General features: G+C 36.9%; 17 protein-coding genes, 1 pseudogene and 1 other annotated feature. Of the genes and pseudogenes, 7 read left to right on the top strand and 11 right to left on the bottom strand.

The genetic code is table 11. The features are described from left to right. Nucleotides 1-11: 11 nt before the first annotated feature. The 4 genes from AC22L0_RS13010 (at nt 12) to AC22L0_RS12995 (ending at nt 2,965) form a co-directional block, all read left to right on the top strand. Nucleotides 12-1,112: a spore germination protein gene (locus AC22L0_RS13010; protein ID WP_000049056.1), complete on the top strand. Its 1,101-nt coding sequence runs from the start codon at nt 12-14 to the stop codon at nt 1,110-1,112. Next, nucleotides 1,082-2,167 (top strand): spore germination protein GerHC, encoded by a 1,086-nt coding sequence (gene gerHC / locus AC22L0_RS13005; protein ID WP_000411387.1) that lies wholly within the window; start codon nt 1,082-1,084, stop codon nt 2,165-2,167. The genes AC22L0_RS13010 and gerHC overlap by 31 nt, the downstream gene beginning before the upstream one ends. Before the next feature lie 92 nt (nt 2,168-2,259). After that, nucleotides 2,260-2,445, top strand: coding sequence for a hypothetical protein (locus tag AC22L0_RS13000; protein WP_000038781.1), 186 nt, complete (start codon nt 2,260-2,262; stop codon nt 2,443-2,445). Nucleotides 2,446-2,542: 97 nt separating this feature from the next. Next, nucleotides 2,543-2,965: a pyrophosphohydrolase domain-containing protein gene (locus AC22L0_RS12995; RefSeq protein WP_000180554.1), complete on the top strand. Its 423-nt coding sequence runs from the start codon at nt 2,543-2,545 to the stop codon at nt 2,963-2,965. A 44-nt stretch (nt 2,966-3,009) separates the two neighbouring features. On the opposite strand, the gene AC22L0_RS12990 is transcribed toward AC22L0_RS12995, so the two are convergent. Then, a complete protein-coding gene (locus AC22L0_RS12990) occupies nt 3,010-3,921 on the bottom strand; it encodes a hypothetical protein (RefSeq protein ID WP_487272430.1) in 912 nt (303 codons plus the stop codon). Between the two features lie 150 nt (nt 3,922-4,071). On the opposite strand from AC22L0_RS12990, the gene AC22L0_RS12985 reads away from it, so the two are divergent. Further along, entirely contained in the window at nt 4,072-4,500 is a 429-nt protein-coding gene (locus AC22L0_RS12985) for a GNAT family N-acetyltransferase (RefSeq protein WP_000800325.1), read from the top strand. A gap of 24 nt (nt 4,501-4,524) precedes the next feature. On the opposite strand, the gene leuS is transcribed toward AC22L0_RS12985, so the two are convergent. The 10 genes and pseudogenes from leuS to AC22L0_RS12935 form a co-directional block, all read right to left on the bottom strand. Then, on the bottom strand, nt 4,525-6,933 hold the full coding sequence (gene leuS, locus AC22L0_RS12980) for a leucine--tRNA ligase (RefSeq protein WP_000009466.1): 2,409 nt from the start codon (nt 6,931-6,933) through the stop codon (nt 4,525-4,527). 65 nt (nt 6,934-6,998) lie between these two features. Beyond that, nucleotides 6,999-7,218, bottom strand: a binding site (T-box leader). Nucleotides 7,219-7,405: 187 nt separating this feature from the next. After that, the gene (locus AC22L0_RS12975; RefSeq protein ID WP_001137554.1) at nt 7,406-8,599 is read right to left on the bottom strand and encodes an MDR family MFS transporter; all 1,194 of its coding nucleotides are present in this window, start codon (nt 8,597-8,599) and stop codon (nt 7,406-7,408) included. A 299-nt stretch (nt 8,600-8,898) separates the two neighbouring features. Next, a complete protein-coding gene (locus AC22L0_RS12970; RefSeq protein WP_000380174.1) occupies nt 8,899-10,122 on the bottom strand; it encodes a cation:proton antiporter in 1,224 nt (407 codons plus the stop codon). A gap of 3 nt (nt 10,123-10,125) precedes the next feature. Further along, nucleotides 10,126-10,623, bottom strand: a complete 498-nt coding sequence (locus AC22L0_RS12965) for a cation:proton antiporter regulatory subunit (RefSeq protein ID WP_001026053.1) — start codon at nt 10,621-10,623, stop codon at nt 10,126-10,128. Between the two features lie 33 nt (nt 10,624-10,656). Further along, nucleotides 10,657-11,223 carry a tyrosine-type recombinase/integrase gene (locus tag AC22L0_RS12960; RefSeq protein ID WP_000454205.1) on the bottom strand — a complete coding sequence of 189 codons (567 nt, stop codon included), beginning with the start codon at nt 11,221-11,223 and terminating at the stop codon, nt 10,657-10,659. 347 nt (nt 11,224-11,570) lie between these two features. Further along, nucleotides 11,571-13,430, bottom strand: a complete 1,860-nt coding sequence (locus AC22L0_RS12955; protein WP_000897799.1) for an FtsX-like permease family protein — start codon at nt 13,428-13,430, stop codon at nt 11,571-11,573. 16 nt (nt 13,431-13,446) lie between these two features. Beyond that, complete coding sequence (locus AC22L0_RS12950) at nt 13,447-14,208, bottom strand: ABC transporter ATP-binding protein (protein ID WP_000165837.1); 762 nt, start codon at nt 14,206-14,208, stop codon at nt 13,447-13,449. Nucleotides 14,209-14,563: 355 nt separating this feature from the next. Then, nucleotides 14,564-15,582, bottom strand: a pseudogene (locus tag AC22L0_RS12945) (DUF418 domain-containing protein). 136 nt (nt 15,583-15,718) lie between these two features. Then, on the bottom strand, nt 15,719-15,868 hold the full coding sequence (locus tag AC22L0_RS12940) for a hypothetical protein (RefSeq protein WP_001129340.1): 150 nt from the start codon (nt 15,866-15,868) through the stop codon (nt 15,719-15,721). A gap of 15 nt (nt 15,869-15,883) precedes the next feature. Continuing rightward, a complete protein-coding gene (locus AC22L0_RS12935; RefSeq protein ID WP_000840871.1) occupies nt 15,884-16,147 on the bottom strand; it encodes a YtzC family protein in 264 nt (87 codons plus the stop codon). A gap of 111 nt (nt 16,148-16,258) precedes the next feature. On the opposite strand from AC22L0_RS12935, the gene mnmL reads away from it, so the two are divergent. Further along, the gene (gene mnmL, locus AC22L0_RS12930) at nt 16,259-17,218 is read left to right on the top strand and encodes a tRNA modification radical SAM protein MnmL/YtqA (RefSeq protein WP_000868034.1); all 960 of its coding nucleotides are present in this window, start codon (nt 16,259-16,261) and stop codon (nt 17,216-17,218) included. Further along, nucleotides 17,215-17,787, top strand: coding sequence for a tRNA 5-(aminomethyl)-2-thiouridylate-methyltransferase MnmM (gene mnmM, locus AC22L0_RS12925; RefSeq protein ID WP_000764497.1), 573 nt, complete (start codon nt 17,215-17,217; stop codon nt 17,785-17,787). The genes mnmL and mnmM overlap by 4 nt, the downstream gene beginning before the upstream one ends. Nucleotides 17,788-17,987: the final 200 nt, after the last annotated feature.

The raw sequence follows: 17,987 nt of genomic DNA, 5'->3' as shown, positions 1-17,987 counted from the left end.
AGGTGCATTCGATGAGTAAAGTTCAAGAAAAATATCAAATATCTCCTATCTTTGTTTTCTTCTTAATTCACGGTGCACAGTTCGGTGCTGGCGTTCTCGGCTTCGCTCGAATCATCGCAAAGGCCGCTGGATACGACGGATGGATGGGAGTTATAATCACAGGAATTTTAATCCACATTCTTATATGGATGATGTATGTCTTATTAAAAGAAACAAATGGGAATTTAGTTGATTTACATCGGCAAACATTTGGAAAATGGCTAGGAAATGGCATTAGCATCATCTTTATGGCTTATTTTTTAATCGTTAGTATTTCAGTCATCCGAACATATGTTGAAATTATTCAAGTATGGATGTTTCCTACCGCTTCTACCTTTATGTTAACACTCTTTTTATGCTTAGTTAGCTATTACATTATCTCTTCTGGATTTCGTGTAATTACCGGTATTTGCGTCATCTCTGTTGGTGGTACATTAGGATATTTATTTCTAAGCTTATTCGTTTTGAAATATTCACATTGGGATAATTTACTACCTATATTCACACATTCTTTTTCAGACATTTTAAAATCCGCTCAACTGTCAATCTACAGTATGACCGGTTTTGAGATTTACCTCATGGTGTATCCATTTGTGAAAAAGCCTATGCAATCTCATAAATACGCTCAGTTTGGAGCACTATTTTCAAATCTTCTATATTTATTTAGCACCCTTTTAGCCTTTGCATTTTTTAGTGAAAAACAATTGTTAAAAACGATATGGGCCCAACTTTCTATGACCCAAGTTATTCAATTACCATTTATAGAAAGACTCGAATATATTGCAATTTCAGGCTATGCACTCGTTATTATTTCAAGTTTTATCCTCCCTTTATGGGCGTCAATGAGAGCAACTCATGAAATATTCCGTGTAAAACAAAGGGGTGTTTTAATTGCTTTTATCTTTATCACTCTCATTGTTTCGCAACTTTTAACAAACAGACACGATATTAATAACTTTATTAGTAATGTATCAAAGGTTAGTTTTTGGCTCATTTATGTATACATCCCAATCCTATTTATTATTGTGTGGGTGAAAAGAAAATGGAAAAAATCAAAAGCACAAGCAAATTAATACTTATTTCTTGTATAACATTCTTCAGTCTAATTGGATGTTTACAAAAAAATATTATCGACGATGTACAACTTATTCAAGGATCCGTATTTGACGTTGCAAAAGATAATAAAGTAAAAGTGACATTCGTTTGTCCCATTCAAAAAAAAGGAAATAAAGTTCAAGTTTTTGAAGGCAGTGCAAATGCGGTAAAACAAGTAAAAGCAGACACATCTTTAGAGTCTTCTCAACCTTTTGCTAGTGGACAAATGCGTGTCGCTCTATATACGATAAGACTTGCCAAAACAGGAATGTCTACTTCATTCGATACATTACTCCGAGATGTGAATATAGGGAACGCTTTATATGCTGCTTTATTAGATGGGAATGGTACTGAACTTTTAAAAGGCAAATATTCGACTTCATACAACGTTGCAATTTATATAAAAAAATTGCTAGAACATAACATGGAGACCGGACCTTTACCAGCGGATAATCTACATATAGGAGCATTTCGCTATTATCAAGAAGGAAAAGACTACTATATTCCCATTCTAAAGAAGCATGGTGATAAAATAAAAATTACCGGAATTGGCCTTTTTAAAAAGGATAAATATATCGGTAAAATTGCGGAAAAAGATATGTTCATATTTAAAGGACTATTAGAGAAACATAAATTAGATTCACATGAATTTAAAACAGATTCTGCGTACGTAATGATTAATAATATTCGTTCTGTTCCAACTTACGATATAAAAATTAAAAACGGAAAGCCTTCTTTTTTCATTCACGTTCGTCTTGATGCACGTATTCAAGAACTATCAAAACAAATTAACTTAGAAAATAACAAGAACACAAAAAACATTGAAAAAGATGTACAAAAACAATTAGATAAACAAGCTGCTAAGTTAATTAAGCAATTTAAATCTTTAGGCGTCGATCCTCTCGGGCTAGGTGCAAAGTATAAACAACATTATCGCCCATTCAAATTAGAAGAATGGAGACAAATGTATAAAGATGTTCCGGTTCATATAAAATACACCGTAAATATTACAAATTCTGGTGTTATTGAATGAGAAATGATTGAACTCCTCTCTCCAGCATGATACAACGGAGAGAGGAGTTTTTTATTATCAAATAGAGAGAGAAGATATTTATGGGGGAGCTTATGTCTAAAAAATTAGTAAAGCCTATTTTAAATGGTATTTTATTTCTCGGCGTCTTTTTATTTGCTCATACATACTTAAAAAATGTTTCCTTCACACGTTACTTACTTGTCGTTATACCAATGTTACTCGTCGGTATTTTTGGCATCGATCTTATTTCATCGCTTTTAATAAAAAAAGAAGAATAACGAGCGAACATCTTATTTCGATAAGATGTTCTTTTCATTTCATAATCACCTTATGTTACAATAAACTTCGGCATAACGTAAGAAAGGATGAAACAACATGACAAACGAAAAAGGTTTAGATAAAGGATACGAACTTGTTGCGAAAATGCATGAAGTATTCGGACATCCTGTGACAAATACTCCAACAAAATTAACAGAAGAGCGTGCAAAAATCCGTGCAAGTTTTATGCAGGAAGAACTAGAAGAATTTCTAGAGGCAACGACTGTTGAAGATCAATACGATGCACTGATTGACCTTATTTACTTTGCATTCGGAACGTTTGCAGAAATGGGCGTACGTCCAGATAAAGGATTCGAAATTGTAAACAACGCCAACATGGCAAAACTATTCCCTGATGGGAAGCCTCGATTCCGTGAAGGCGACGGTAAGATTCTAAAGCCAGAAGGCTGGCAAGCACCGGAACCACAACTTCGTGCTGAAATTGAACGTCAGCGTCAAGAAGCTGAAAAAAACTGCTAGGATTTCCTAGCAGTTTTTTATTATGGCTTTTTTTCTGCCAATCATTAATGACCCACGTGCCCTGCGTGTCCTGCTGCTCCACTAATACTAGCTGCTCCTGCTGCTGCCCCTGCTCCTCCTGCTCCAATTCCACCTGTCCAAGGAGAAGATTGTTGTTGTTGTTGATATTGCTGATATTGTTGGTGCTGTTGGTGCTGTTGGTGCTGTTGGTGCTGTTGACCTTGGTGTCCATGATGTTGGCCTTGGTGCCCATGATGACCGTGTTGGCCTTGATGACCTTGGTGATGGTGGTGACCTTGGTGTCCATGATGTTGGCCTTGGTGAGTTTGATAAAGAACAGCTTGCGGATGAATGTGGTGGTGACCGTGGTGATGTACTTGTTGCCCCTGATGACCATGTTGACCTTGATGATGGTGATGACCATGATGGCCGTGTTGACCTTGATGGTGGTGATGACCATGATGGCCGTGTTGACCTTGATGGTGGTGATGTCCATGATGGCCGTGTTGACCTTGATGGTGGTGATGTCCATGATGGCCATGTTGACCTTGATGGTGGTGATGATGACCATGGTAGCCGTGAACTACTTGCGGATATCCACCTACTCCTCCTGCTACAACACCTACTCCCGGTACAGGAAATCCTGTCTGTACTCCTCCAACGAAAGATGGAAATGCAGTTGGTACGCCTACTGGTACTCCTCCCGCTGCTCCGCCAACAAATGTTGGGATTCCAGTTTGCACTCCGGCTACCGATGATGGAAATCCTCCTGTTAATGTTGGAATTCCAGTTTGTACACCCGCTACTGATGTAGAAAACCCTCCAGGTGTTCCGCCCATCCAGCTCGGAATTCCACCGTATCCTTGTTGTCCTCCTCCCATTAACATCATTTGTTCATAACTATCCGATCCACTCCCGAAGAAACCATGTGGTGCATTATTGTCCATCCCTTTCATTCCTTTCACCTCTTCTACTCAATTTAGCCTACCTTTTTTATCATATTTCCTATAGAAGAATAGGTGTTTGTCTGCACTAGAATTCCGCTTCTTTTTCTTCATTCATGATAAAATTAATTAACTGAATATTTTTTCTAGGAGGTATTTATATTGAAGAATGTAACAAAGGCTTCTATCAATGATTTAGATTCAATCGTCCATATAGATATTGACGTAATTGGAAACGATAGTAGACGAAATTATATTAAGCACACTATCCGTGAAGGCAGATGCATCATTGTAACAGAAGAAAATTCTATCTCTGGCTTTCTAACATACGATACAAATTTCTTTGGTTGTACTTTCCTCTCATTAATCATTGTTTCACCAACTAAAAGAAGGCAAGGCTATGCAAGCTCGTTAATCTCATATATGTTAAGTCATTCTCCTACTCAAAAAATATTTTCTTCAACGAACGAATCGAATGAAAGTATGCAGAAAGTATTTAACTCGAATGGTTTTATACGTAGCGGAATAGTTGAAAACTTAGATGAAGGTGACCCTGAGATTATTTTCTATACAAAAAAGCTCAGAACATAAACGCTCTGAGCTTTTTCAAATGATTTAGTTTGCAACAACGTTAACAAGTTTTCCAGGAACAACAATTACTTTACGAACTGTTTTCCCTTCAATTTGGTCTTGAATTGCTTCAAGTGCAAGTTGTTCCATTTCTTCTTTTGATGCGTCTTTACTCATTGTTAGTTTTGCGCGAACTTTACCCATAACTTGAACAACGATTTCAACTTCATCTTCTACAAGTTTAGACTCATCAAATGTTGGCCAGCTTGCATATGTGATTGTTTCATTGTATCCAAGTTTGCTCCATAGCTCTTCCCCGATATGAGGTGCAACTGGTGCAATCATTTTTACGAAACCTTCTACATATTCTCTTGGAAGTGTTTCAGCTTTGTATGCATCGTTGATGAATACCATCATTTGAGAAATCGCTGTGTTGAAGCGAAGCTCTGCATAGTCTTCTGTTACTTTCTTCACTGTTTGATGGTAAGCTTTTTCAAGCTCTTTATTTGGTGCGTCAGTAATTTTCTCACTTAATTCACCGTTATCTTGAACGAATAGACGCCATACGCGGTCTAGGAAACGACGAGCTCCGTCAAGACCATTTTCAGACCAAGCGATTGAAGCATCTAATGGTCCCATGAACATTTCGTATAGACGAAGTGTATCTGCACCGTGGCTTGCTACGATATCATCAGGGTTTACAACGTTACCTTTTGATTTACTCATTTTCTCGTTGTTTTCACCTAGAATCATACCTTGGTTGAATAATTGTTGGAACGGTTCTTTCGTTGGAACTACACCGATATCGTATAATACTTTATGCCAGAAACGAGCATATAGTAAGTGAAGTACAGCGTGCTCTGCACCACCGATATAAATATCAACTGGAAGCCATTGTTTTACTTTTTCAGGATCTACAAGTGCTTCGCTATTGTTTGGATCGATGTAACGTAGGTAATACCAACAGCTACCAGCCCATTGCGGCATTGTATTTGTTTCACGACGACCTTTTTTACCAGTCTCAGGATCAACAACATTTACCCACTCGTCAATGTTAGCAAGTGGTGATTCACCTGTACCTGAAGGACGGATGTTTTCTGTTTTCGGAAGAACTAATGGTAATTCCTCTTCTTTCACAGCTGTCATTGTACCATCTTCCCAGTGAATTACTGGAATTGGCTCACCCCAGTAACGTTGACGGCTGAATAACCAGTCACGTAGACGGTACGTTACTTTTTGATTTCCTGCGCTCGTTACTTCAAGCCATTCAATCATTTTTGCGATTGCTTCTTCTTTATTTAAACCATCAAGGAATGCTGAGTTTACGTGTGCACCATCACCTGTGTACACTTCTTTCGTAATATCTCCGCCTTTTACAACTTCCTTCATTGGAAGATTAAATACTGATGCGAATTCATAGTCACGCTCATCGTGAGCTGGAACTGCCATTACAGCACCTGTTCCGTAAGTTGCAAGAACATAGTCAGCAATCCAGATTGGTAATTTCTCACCGTTTACTGGGTTAACTGCGTAAGCACCAGTGAATACACCAGTTTTTTCTTTCGCAAGTTCTGTACGCTCTAGATCACTCTTCATTTTTACAGCGTTAATGTAAGCTTCTACCGCTTCTTTTTGTTCTGCTGTTGTAATTTCTGCAACAAGTGCATGTTCTGGAGCTAGTACACAGTATGTTGCACCAAATAATGTATCAGGGCGCGTTGTGAAAACTGTGAATTTCTCGTCTGTACCATCGATGTTGAAGTGTACTTCTGCACCTTCAGAACGACCGATCCAGTTACGTTGCATATCTTTTAAGCTTTCAGGCCAATCAAGCTCATCTAGATCTTCTAATAGACGATCTCCGTAAGCTGTAATTTTTAACATCCACTGTCTCATCGGACGACGCTCAACTGGATGTCCACCACGCTCACTCTTACCGTCAATGATTTCTTCGTTTGCAAGTACTGTACCAAGTGCTGGGCACCAGTTTACAGGTACTTCATCAACGTAAGCTAAGCCTTTTTCAAATAGTTTTAGGAAGATCCATTGCGTCCACTTATAGTAGTTTGGATCTGTTGTATTTACTTCACGGTCCCAATCGTAAGAGAAACCTAATGATTTAATTTGGTTACGGAACGTATTAATATTATGCTCTGTAAATTCAGCTGGGCTGTTTCCAGTATCAAGTGCATATTGCTCTGCTGGAAGACCAAATGCATCCCATCCCATTGGATGAAGAACGTTATATCCTTGCATACGCTTCATACGAGATAAAATATCTGTCGCTGTATAACCTTCTGGATGTCCTACGTGTAAGCCTGCACCTGATGGATATGGGAACATATCTAGTGCATAAAATTTTGGTTTTTCTGTCTCATCTGGCGTACGGAATGTTTTATTCTCTTCCCAGTACCCTTGCCACTTCTTCTCAATTTCTTGATGATTAAAGCTCATGAGATACCCTCCTTGAAATTCTATTTATTTTCACCGCCCAAAATACAAAAAACCTCTCATCCCTAAAAAGGGACGAGAGGTTATAGATTCCCGCGGTACCACCCTAAATTAATGTACAAATATACATTCGCTTAGATCCGTAACGTGGATTAACGGCAATTGCTACTATTAGTTTCACAACTGCAACTCAAAGGCGAGTTCATAACGAAACGTGGATTGACTTGCACCGACCGTCAACTCTCTAAACCAGCTTCTATTACTACTACTCCTTCTCACTGTTATTACACATATAAGTTACGTGAACTATCCTTCACCTAGTATCTCTTAAGAGCTTACTTAAAGCGAGGACTTCTCGGTTAATCGTTACTCTTAATAACTAACGAATTCATCTTAAGACAGCCGAGCTATCTCCCTTGTTCTAAAGGTTGTTTTATTTAAATATATTCTAAAACATGTTACATGTTCCGTCAAACTAAACTGCAATTTTTTCTTCAACTGTTTCTTCTACTTTTACTCGTTTATCATAAATGCTCGTTGCTATAAGCGCTACTACAAGCATTACCATGATTGCTATAAACAATACTTCCATATTGTATAAATCCACAATTGCTCCGCCAACGACCGGCCCGAACATTTTCCCTACAGTCGCCGCACTATTTACAACCCCTTGATAAAACCCTAATTTATCTTTTGGTGCAAGTATATTTGCAATCGTTGGAACCGCAGGCCATACAAATAACTCACCTATTGTTAATGTTACCATCGCAACGAGGAACATCGTAAATTGTTGCGCTTGACTTAACACAATGAATGAAGCTGCAAAAATGAAGATTCCAATCATAATTTGCTGTTTTAAAGAACGCTTCATCCAGCGAATTAGCATACTAACAAGTGGCTGTGCACAAACAATCATTGCTCCGTTTATCGTCCATAATAAACTATAGTGACGAAGGCTAATATTCAATTCTTGCATATGTGTTGCAATCGCTCCTTGCCACTGTACGTATGTAACCCAGCATAAAGCATATGCTACACACACGATAAGAAGTGCTTTAAATCCAGGTGTAAGTGACCACCCTTTTTTCATTTCCACTTCTTTTTGTACTCCTGGCTCCTTCTTGTCTTCCATACCACGGAATCCAATAAAAGCAATTAAGAAGAAAACAAAGTATAAAATAAAGTTCGCTAAGAAAATATAATCAAAACGATACGATGCAACTAATCCACCACATGCTGTTCCGATCGCAATACCAACATTTTGTCCAACGTACATCGCATTAAATGCCCGTCTTCCGCCTTCTGGCCAAACCGTACCAACCATCGCATACATCGATGGGAAGACCATTCCAGAACCGAAGCCGATTAACGCTAGCCATACAACATATAACGGCCAACCGTGGAAGAACACAAGACCTAAAATTGATACAAGTGTAATCACTATCCCTACTAAAGTTGATTTATAACCGCCCCATTTATCAAATAAAACACCGCCGAGCAAGTTTCCGATTACACCAGTAAGCGAGTTGATCATTAATACCATTCCGGCCACAGATAAAGATTTTCCCAAGTGATCATGTAAATAAATTGTATTAAAAGGCCATAAAAAAGAAGCACCCGTGACATTAATAATCATCCCAGCTACTAATAGCCATACTTTCCTTGGCATAGCTTCCCCTCCTATTCTATTTTTTTCGTTCATATATATAACAGTAAAATTGTAGTCGTTTTTAAATAGGAAGGCAACTGATTAATAGTTGATGAAATTCAGATAATAGTTCGTCGGTAAATGAATTTATATTGGTTGCTTCTTGGATTATATCAGCGATTATCAGAATATATCGGCGCAACTACAAATATATCAGCGATTATTAAAATATATCGACTTACCGACAAAAAACGACAACAGTAACAATATATAAAAGGGTAGACTGCATGAAATTTTCATGCAATCTACCCTTATTTGTACTATCCAACTTCCTTTTCTCGCTTCACACGTTCTTTAGCACTCCATTTAAACACCTTATCTAGTAGCGAGTATATTCTCCCAGATTCTTTCGTTAACAAAGGTCCTAACGATGCTAATATTAAAACATACAAAGCTGAGAACGGTTTAATCGCTGCCATTAAGCCACCCGCAATTCCAATATTCGCGACGATAATAGAAAATTCTCCGCGTGATACAAGTGTTAAACCGATATTCGTAGAAGCCTTATGCGATAACCCAGCTTTACGCCCCGCAACCATTCCAGCAGTAAAATTACCGATAAGAGTAATGAAAACTGCTCCTAATGCCAACCACACTGCTCCGCCAAGTGAAAATGGGTCTATACTTAAACCGAAGCTGAAAAAGAATATAGCTCCAAAGAAATCACGAAACGGAACGACAAGCTGTTCAATTCGATCACTATGCTCTGTTTCAGAAAAAACGAGTCCTAGTAATAATGCTCCAATTGCCTCTGCAACATGAATCGTTTCTGAAAATCCTGCTACAAAGAACAAAATAGCGAATATTACAATAATAAAAATTTCATTGGACGAAATATCTAACATTTTATTTAAAAACCGTGTAGCTTTTCTAGCAACTACAAAGAATAGTAGCATATAACCTACTGCGATTAAAATAGATGTAAGAGCACCTACAAATGATGTTGCCCCTCCAAGTACTAATCCTGAAACGACTGATAAATATACCGCTAAAAAGATATCATCAAACATAATGATTCCTAAAATTAGCTCCGTCTCTTTATTACCAGATCTTCTTAAATCAACAATTACTTTCGCAACAATTGCACTCGATGAAATTGTTATGATCCCAGCAATAATTAATGTTTCTAATAAGGGGAAACCCATTATATATCCGTAAAGTAAACCTAATATAAAATTAAGCGATATATGAACAGTTCCCCCAAAAGCAATTGATTTTCCTGATTTAATTAATTTTTTAATTGAGAATTCTAAACCTAAGTAAAATAGGAGGAATATGACGCCAACACGGCCGAGGAAGGAAATAACTTCTCCACTTTCAATAAATCTTAAATCGATAAGCCCTAAATCTGGGGCATGAGGCCCCACTAGCATACCGAGTATAATAAGAAACGGAATAATCGAGAACTTTAACTTTGCAGCGAGAATAGCTGCAAAAGCGACTAATACTAACGCAGTTCCAACTTCAAAGATTAAAGTATCCATCGATTATGAATCCCCTCCTACTGAAAGCAACTCATTAATAATTCTTTTCACTTCATGTCTTTCACCTGATAATACGAGCATATCGCCAGCTTCAATGATAGAATCTGGGCCTGGATTAAAGAACTTCTTCATATTCTTTTTCAAAATGGCAATAATCGTTACGTTATATGTGTTTCGAACATGTAAACTACCAATTGTTTTTTGTACAACTGGTGCATTATTTTCCACCTTAAACCACTCAATTGATAATCCCTCAAAAGCCATTTCAATCGTATCTAAAGCTTGTGGCCTATATACCATTCCGCCCAATATAGCTGCAATTTGTCTCGCTTCAGAATCACGAAGAGAGACGCTTGAAATACTCTCTTCATGATCAGCATCAAAATGGTACATTTCTCTTCGGCCATCATCATGAATAACGATAACCATCTTTTCATTACCTTTTGTAATCACTTCAAACTTACATCCAATACCCGGCAGTTCACTCTCTCTAATATTCATATTTTCCGCCTCCTAATTTTTTAGTTACGGCTTTTATAAATCGACATCAATCTCCGTTTTAAAGCTCTCATCCTTTGAGATACCTAAATACTTTAGTGTCTCTGATGGAGTCGCGTGATGAAAATGTTTTTGCAATAGTGCAATCGCTATCCCTCTTTTGTACGCATGAAATCCGAACGTTTTTCGCATTGAATTCGTTCCGATTTTACCAACAACTCCAACTGCTTCTGCAGCATTATGAATTACACGATACGCTTGTTGGCGCGTAATTGAATTTGGCGTTTTATTAGATTGGAATACGTAATTTTCTCTTTTAACGCCAATAGATTGTACGTAATCTAAAAGCGCTTCTTTTACTTTTGTATTTAAATAAATATCTTGTTTAAATTTTTCATCTTTCACAGGAAGAGCATAAAACTCTTTAACAGTCCCGTCTTCATTTAATACATCTTCAAATTTCATGCTAAGTAGTTCTGTAATTTTTAATCCTGTGTTAATTCCAATAACAAATAAAAGATAATCTCGCTGGGAGTGCTCTTTTAAATATTTTTTCATAGCCTCAATTTGGCTTATATCTTTTAATGCCTCTACAACTTCCATACATGTATTCTCCTCATCTTATGAACGGTAATTTTCTCATTATGTTGTCCATTTTACCTTATCATGCTATGAGATTTCCATGTGTTATCCATTATTTTCACAATATACTCAGGTGGTTCTGAAAACTTTCAATGTGGAAACTTACGATTGTATAAATACGTTGCGGTAAAAAAATGTGGGGATAAAAGTTCAGCTTCTTTCTACAGATTGGATTCCTCCTTTCCTTATACAGCTACTTCTACTTTTATATTACGTTACTTACTTACATTATATTATACATTTCAGTAACATTAAAGTGTTTTTTCTGAAAATAATAAAAACCGAGCGTTTTTGCTCGGTTTTTATTATTAATCTTCTTTCGGAAGAACAATTCCTTTATACAATTGAACTGTAATGAAGTAATAAATCGCATAAATAACTACGAAAATTACGATTGGTATCCAAATACGGAAGTACGGATCGATTAAAATAAATCCGAAAATATTCATACCAACTAATACGTGAGCGATACCCACAATTGCTGGGAATAAGAATACTAAGAATAACTCTTTATAAATCGATTTCGTTAATAACTCACGGCGCACACCGATTTTACGAAGCATTTGATAACGCGTAATATCTTTTGATGCACCAGAAAGAATTTTAAACATAAGACAGCTTGCCATCATTGCTAAGAACGCAATTCCAAGGAAGAATCCCATAAATACTGTTCCACTCGCAATGCCATAGAACCCACTATAAGCTTGATATTTACTATCCATTTGTTCAGCTTTTACATTTTTATATTTATCTAGCTGCAACTCGTCAAGTTTTTTCCATTCTTTTTTATATGTTAAAAAATCATCTGTTTTTCCGATAAATGCTATACCTTCTTTACCATTTATCCCATCATACATTTTTTGATCTACAATTTTAATTGCATGATCATTGTATAAATAATATGGATGGATTGTACTAAAAGCATCTGTCCATTCCGCTGAAAGTTCTTTAGTATTCGCATCTTTTTGATTCATCTCTCTAGAAACTGCACCTACCGGTAGTTCCTCTGAAACTTTTTTCGTATTTACTAAATCCTTCATAGACTTCATCTTTGCCATATCTTTTACGAAAGGACGATTTTTCTCTAAATCTTCTTTTACATAGTAAACGTATTTATCATCAACTTTATAACGATATTCGCTTTTCTCTTTAAATGTAATACCATCTAAAATTTTCTTTTCTTCAGCTGTTGGATTATGAACTACTGAATCATATATTACTAAACCATCTACCATTTTTATAACGTTATTTTTGAACGCCATACCGCCCGAAATTGCACCAGCTCCAAGTGCAACTAACATTGCCACTGTTGCAAGTACTTTTGTTAAACTATTAATTCGGAAGTTTAATTGTGCAAATGTAAAAGCATTAAGTCCTTTTTCACTACGCTTTTTATTACTTTTTAACTTTTTAATAATGACTGGAAGAAGTGAGCCAAATAGCATGTAAGTACCAGCTGTCGTTGTAATTAATGCAATAAGGATTCCCATCTCTTTTAGTTTTTCCATATAGATCATAGATGCATAACCTATACCTAATAAAATAACAGCAAGGAATGCCACTACAACTGTCTTTTTACCTTTTACTGCAACACGCTCTGTTTGTGCATCTGCATGTACTAGTTGCAATACAGAAATACGTGACAATTTAATACTGTTCATAATTGCTGATAATACAAATAGTGCAAAGAAGAAGATGCAAGTAACAGTCATAGATGGTAGATAAAATGCTTTATACCCTTCACCAGCAAATTCAAGCTGTTTCATTAATAACTGTCCAATACCTTCTGCAAGTCCTACTCCAACTGCAATCCCGATTGCAAGAGACGCAGCACCTAATACGATTGTTTCAATAAACATAAGTAATGTAACTTTATGTTTTTTCGCACCTAACATCATATACATACCGAACTCTTTTTGACGAAGAGATAATAAGAAAGAGTTTGCATATAAAATGTAGAAGAACGTTATAATTGCTAATAAAAATGATCCTGCTTGGAATACGAATCCAATAGATTTAATCACTGAATTAGATTCTAAAAATGCTTTATTCAGTGCTAACGTTTGGAACATGTAAAAAATTGAAATCGACATGACAAGACCGACAAGTAAGACGATATAATCTTTCAGCTTACTTTTCAGCCCCGACATGGAAAGTTTAAATAACATACTGGAACCTCCTTTCTTACGCCTTTTGTGTACCTAAATCTGCAAGTACATCTAAAATTTCTTTGTAGAACTCTTCACGCGTACCACCGCGATGAATTTCTTTATATAGCTCACCATCTTGAATGAATAAAATACGCTGACAGTAACTTGCACTATATGGATCATGCGTAACCATCATAATCGATACGCCTTGATCTTTATTTAAGTTTGTCATCGCATCAAGTAAACTCGTTGCATTTTTAGAATCAAGCGCTCCTGTTGGCTCGTCCCCTAAAATAATTGCCGGCTCATGCACTAAAGCACGCGCTGCTGCCGAACGTTGCTTTTGCCCACCAGATACTTCAGATGGGTACTTTTGAAGTATTTCTGTAATTCCTAACATATCCGCTACTTTTTCTACTTTCGGTCCAATATTACGTGATGCGACACCTTGAAGAGAAAGTGGAAGTGCAATGTTTTCATAAATAGATAAGTTCTCTAATAAGTTAAAATCTTGGAAGATAAATCCTAATTTTTGCGAACGGAAATCTGAAAGCTCACCTTGCTTCATTTTTGTAATATCCGTTCCCGCAATTTCAACAACGCCACCTGTTGCCTTATCTAACGTTGAAATTACATTTAATAATGTCGTTTTACCGGAACCAGATGGTCCCATAATTCCAACAAACTCACCCTCTTGAATTGAGAATGAAACACCCTTTAACGCGTGTGATTGGTTCTCACCTTTTTTACCGTACACTTTTTGAACGTTTTTCACGTCTACAACTGGTTTCGTCATATATATCCTCCTACGCTTGTTTTTCCATTACCTATTTTGCGCTTTTTAGAAGTGAACTGCTATTTGTTAACATTACAATTACCTTACACTTTTGTAAGATAGAAAATGGATGCGTGTAAGGTTGGCTTTTCATACTAGTTCACATTTCGACATAGTAAATCGGTAAATGAAATTATATCGGCGATTGTTAAAATATATCAGCGGTTCTTACACTTTTATCAGCGATTTTTCAAATATATCGGCGATTCTTACACTTTTATCAGCGATTACCAAAATATATCGACTTATCGACAAAAGATGACAATAAAAATAGGCTGTTCCGCGAAAGGAACAGCCCACTGATTAAAGTTTCACTTTATTTCTTTAAAGGTGTTACCGTCCAGTACGTAATAACACGCCAAACCCATTCTAATGGACCCATTTTAAAGATTTTCATCCAAATTACACTAAACACAATTTGAATTGCATAAATTGCGATACATATAGCGTCTGCATGTATGTTAAGTTACCTGCAAAGTTAAATACACTACCAGCAATTAAAATCATTGCCGTTTGTCCGATATAATTTGTTAAAGCCATACGACCGTAGTATTTCAATGGTGCTAATAATGTTTGAACTGGTTTTAACTGAAGTAATAAAATTAATGCTCCTACATAGAAAGCTGAAATAATTGGTCCAACAGTAATACCAATTTTTAGAAACTGGCTTGCAGCATCCATTGTTCCATCTTCATTCATCAATATCATATTTACAAATGGGCCAGCAGGCACGTGTCCATATTGATACCATACAGCTGCCACACTTAAAACAAACATAATGCCTGTAAAAATAGCGACTTGCTTTATGTTTTTTGAAAGATTTTCAAATACACGATATTGTCCTGCAGCAAGTCCTAATAAAATTAAGCCAAGTGGTAATAGTTCTTTAACTCCCATTACACTGAAGGCAATTGTCAAAATAAGTCCTAGTGCTAGGTTCACTTCTTTTTTCGCTTTATAAAACGGCAAAACGATTAACCCACAAATTGCGTATAACGCTAGTGCTTCTCCAGGCTGAAACATTTGATGAATTAAACCAAAAATAAATAATGCTACTAAGCGACGTAAAAATAAAACATAGCCATTCTTCCCTTTCGCAATCGCTCTTGAAATAAAGATATAGAATCCCACTCCAAATAAGAATGAGAAGATTGAGAAGAAACGACCTTCTACAAATAAGTATAAAAATCTTTGATAGCTAGCATCTACTGTATTAGGATCTGGAGTTTTAATATTAAGTAGCGCTAGAATATTTACTAAAATAATCCCCAGTAATGCGAAGCCACGAATGTAATCTAACTCATCAATTCGTTTGTTTGTAATATTGTTCCCCATAAAGCAGCTCCTTGTCCAAAATTTAATCCTCCCTTACTCTACTGGAAAAGTAAGCTTACAACTATCGGCAAACCTTACAGGAATCTTACATTATTGTCATATAACAAAATAAAACCAGGTCATATTGCGACCTGGTTTACTCTGATTGTTTTGATTTTTGAGGTTGTCCTTTTTTACTATTACGCTGTTTTACTTGAACAATGGGATCAAGTTCATTCGAAAACTCAGCGTTATGTCCATTTTGTGTTTTTTGCTCTGGGTTATTTTGATCTGAACGTTTCGCCATTACATTCACTCCTTATTAGTGCGGTGTAATAATCATTTGATGTTGCAATTGGCGAATTGCCATACGTGCTCTATTTAATTGCTCACGTTGCTCATCATTCGCATGTTGTTGCATCGTTTGTAAATCGTTATACGCTTGTTCTAATTGTAACTGTGCATCTGAATACTCCATCGTATTGTAATGCTCTTGTCTCATGCCTTGTTCTAATTGTTCTTTTGCATATTCCACCGCTTGTTCCGCTTGTGTAATATACGATTCAAGTGATTGACGCTCTGCCATAATTGTCCCTCCTTGCTTCAATTCCCCTTTAGTGTGTCCCTTCCATCTCTACCTTATGAGTATGTTATAATGGATTTTGTTTCATTTTGACTCGGCTTAGGAGGGAAAATAATGAAGGTTCAAAACCCTTTTCCATATACAAACGACAATAAACGTTATCATACATGGAATTACCATTTACGAAATGAATTTGGTGAAAAAATCTTTAAAGTTTCATTAGATGCTGGCTTCGATTGTCCGAACCGTGATGGTACAGTTGCTTACGGTGGTTGTACATTTTGCAGCGCTGCCGGATCTGGCGACTTCGCTGGTGATCGCCGCGATGATGTTATAACACAATATCATGAAATGAAAGAAAAAATGCGCTCAAAGTGGAAAGATGGAAAATGTATCGCTTATTTCCAAGCGTACACAAATACACACGCACCACTTGAAGTGTTAAAAGAAAAATTCGAACCGCTTCTAGCAGAAAAAGATGTTGTCGGTCTTTCTATCGCAACTCGTCCAGATTGTTTACCAGACGATGTCGTTGAATATTTAGCGGACTTAAATAAACGTACGTATCTTTGGGTTGAACTTGGACTACAAACCGTTCATGAACGCACTGCAAACCTTATTAATCGCGCTCACGATTATCCGTCTTACGTGGAAGGCGTAAATAAATTACGTAAGCACGGCATTAGAGTTTGCTCTCATATTATTAACGGTCTTCCACTTGAAGATTACGACATGATGATGGAAACAGCTCGTGAAGTAGCGAAACTTGATGTACAAGGAATTAAAATCCACTTACTTCACTTATTAAAAGGAACGCCAATGGTGAAGCAATATGAAAAAGGACAACTCGAATTCCTTTCTCTTGAGGATTACGTAAGTCTTGTTGTTGACCAACTTGAAATTATTCCAGAAGACGTAATTGTGCACCGTATCACAGGTGACGGCCCACCTGATTTAATGATTGGTCCAATGTGGAGCTTAAATAAATGGGAAGTATTAAATTCCATCGATGCAGAATTTGTACGCCGCGGAAGCTGGCAAGGAAAATATGCAAATGAGGAGAAACAACAATGAAATTAGAACGTGTATTACCGTTTGCTCGCACACTGCTGCAAACGGCTGTTAAAGAAGGCGACTACGCTGTAGATGCAACACTTGGAAATGGTCATGACACTTGCTTCCTAGCTGAAATTGTTGGGGATAGCGGAAAAGTATTTGGATTTGATATTCAAAAAGAAGCGATTGAAAGCTCAACAACTCGTCTAAAAGAAAAAGAACTTTTTGAACGTACTGTTTTAGTTCACGATAGTCACGATACACTTCTATCCGTACTACCAGAAGACGCAAAAGGAAAAGTAACAGGCGCTATCTTCAACTTAGGTTACCTTCCTGGCGGTGACAAGCATATCGTTACAAAACCGAACTCAACAATTTCGGCAATTGAACAATTACTAGAAGTAATGGCACCTGAAGGTATCATCGTCCTCGTCATTTACCACGGACACCCAGAAGGACAAGTAGAACGCGACGCTGTTCTCAAATTTGCAGAAGAGCTAGACCAAAAACAAGCTCACGTACTGCGATATGGCTTCATTAACCAACAAAACAACCCGCCATTTATTGTGGCGATTGAGAAACGATAAAGTGAAACTTTAATCAGTGGGGGGAATCCCCACTGATTATTAGTTGAACCAATCGGGCATTTATGGGCAGTTTATTTCCCAACTAACTTCTTTGCTCCAGCCGAATTTTAAGGTGGAAGTTTTACTGCCCGTTAATGCGGAGTAATATATCAACGATTTTTCAATTATATCTATCGTAACTCGGGATATATCAACGATTT

The organism is Bacillus sp. LQ01 (assembly GCF_057624735.1).
This window is presented reverse-complemented; position numbering and strand designations above follow the sequence as displayed.

Excerpts from the sequence above, each read along its gene's own strand:
- AC22L0_RS13010 (WP_000049056.1), top strand. The coding sequence starts at position 12 with ATGAGTAAAGTTCAAGAAAAATATCAAATATCTCCTATCTTTGTTTTC.
- gerHC (WP_000411387.1), top strand. The coding sequence starts at position 1,082 with ATGGAAAAAATCAAAAGCACAAGCAAATTAATACTTATTTCTTGTATA.
- AC22L0_RS13000 (WP_000038781.1), top strand. The coding sequence starts at position 2,260 with ATGTCTAAAAAATTAGTAAAGCCTATTTTAAATGGTATTTTATTTCTC.
- AC22L0_RS12995 (WP_000180554.1), top strand. The coding sequence starts at position 2,543 with ATGACAAACGAAAAAGGTTTAGATAAAGGATACGAACTTGTTGCGAAA.
- AC22L0_RS12990 (WP_487272430.1), bottom strand. The coding sequence starts at position 3,921 with ATGAAAGGGATGGACAATAATGCACCACATGGTTTCTTCGGGAGTGGA.
- leuS (WP_000009466.1), bottom strand. The coding sequence starts at position 6,933 with ATGAGCTTTAATCATCAAGAAATTGAGAAGAAGTGGCAAGGGTACTGG.
- AC22L0_RS12975 (WP_001137554.1), bottom strand. The coding sequence starts at position 8,599 with ATGCCAAGGAAAGTATGGCTATTAGTAGCTGGGATGATTATTAATGTC.
- AC22L0_RS12970 (WP_000380174.1), bottom strand. The coding sequence starts at position 10,122 with ATGGATACTTTAATCTTTGAAGTTGGAACTGCGTTAGTATTAGTCGCT.
- AC22L0_RS12965 (WP_001026053.1), bottom strand. The coding sequence starts at position 10,623 with ATGAATATTAGAGAGAGTGAACTGCCGGGTATTGGATGTAAGTTTGAA.
- AC22L0_RS12960 (WP_000454205.1), bottom strand. The coding sequence starts at position 11,223 with ATGGAAGTTGTAGAGGCATTAAAAGATATAAGCCAAATTGAGGCTATG.
- AC22L0_RS12955 (WP_000897799.1), bottom strand. The coding sequence starts at position 13,430 with ATGTTATTTAAACTTTCCATGTCGGGGCTGAAAAGTAAGCTGAAAGAT.
- AC22L0_RS12950 (WP_000165837.1), bottom strand. The coding sequence starts at position 14,208 with ATGACGAAACCAGTTGTAGACGTGAAAAACGTTCAAAAAGTGTACGGT.
- AC22L0_RS12940 (WP_001129340.1), bottom strand. The coding sequence starts at position 15,868 with ATGGCGAAACGTTCAGATCAAAATAACCCAGAGCAAAAAACACAAAAT.
- AC22L0_RS12935 (WP_000840871.1), bottom strand. The coding sequence starts at position 16,147 with ATGGCAGAGCGTCAATCACTTGAATCGTATATTACACAAGCGGAACAA.
- mnmL (WP_000868034.1), top strand. The coding sequence starts at position 16,259 with ATGAAGGTTCAAAACCCTTTTCCATATACAAACGACAATAAACGTTAT.
- mnmM (WP_000764497.1), top strand. The coding sequence starts at position 17,215 with ATGAAATTAGAACGTGTATTACCGTTTGCTCGCACACTGCTGCAAACG.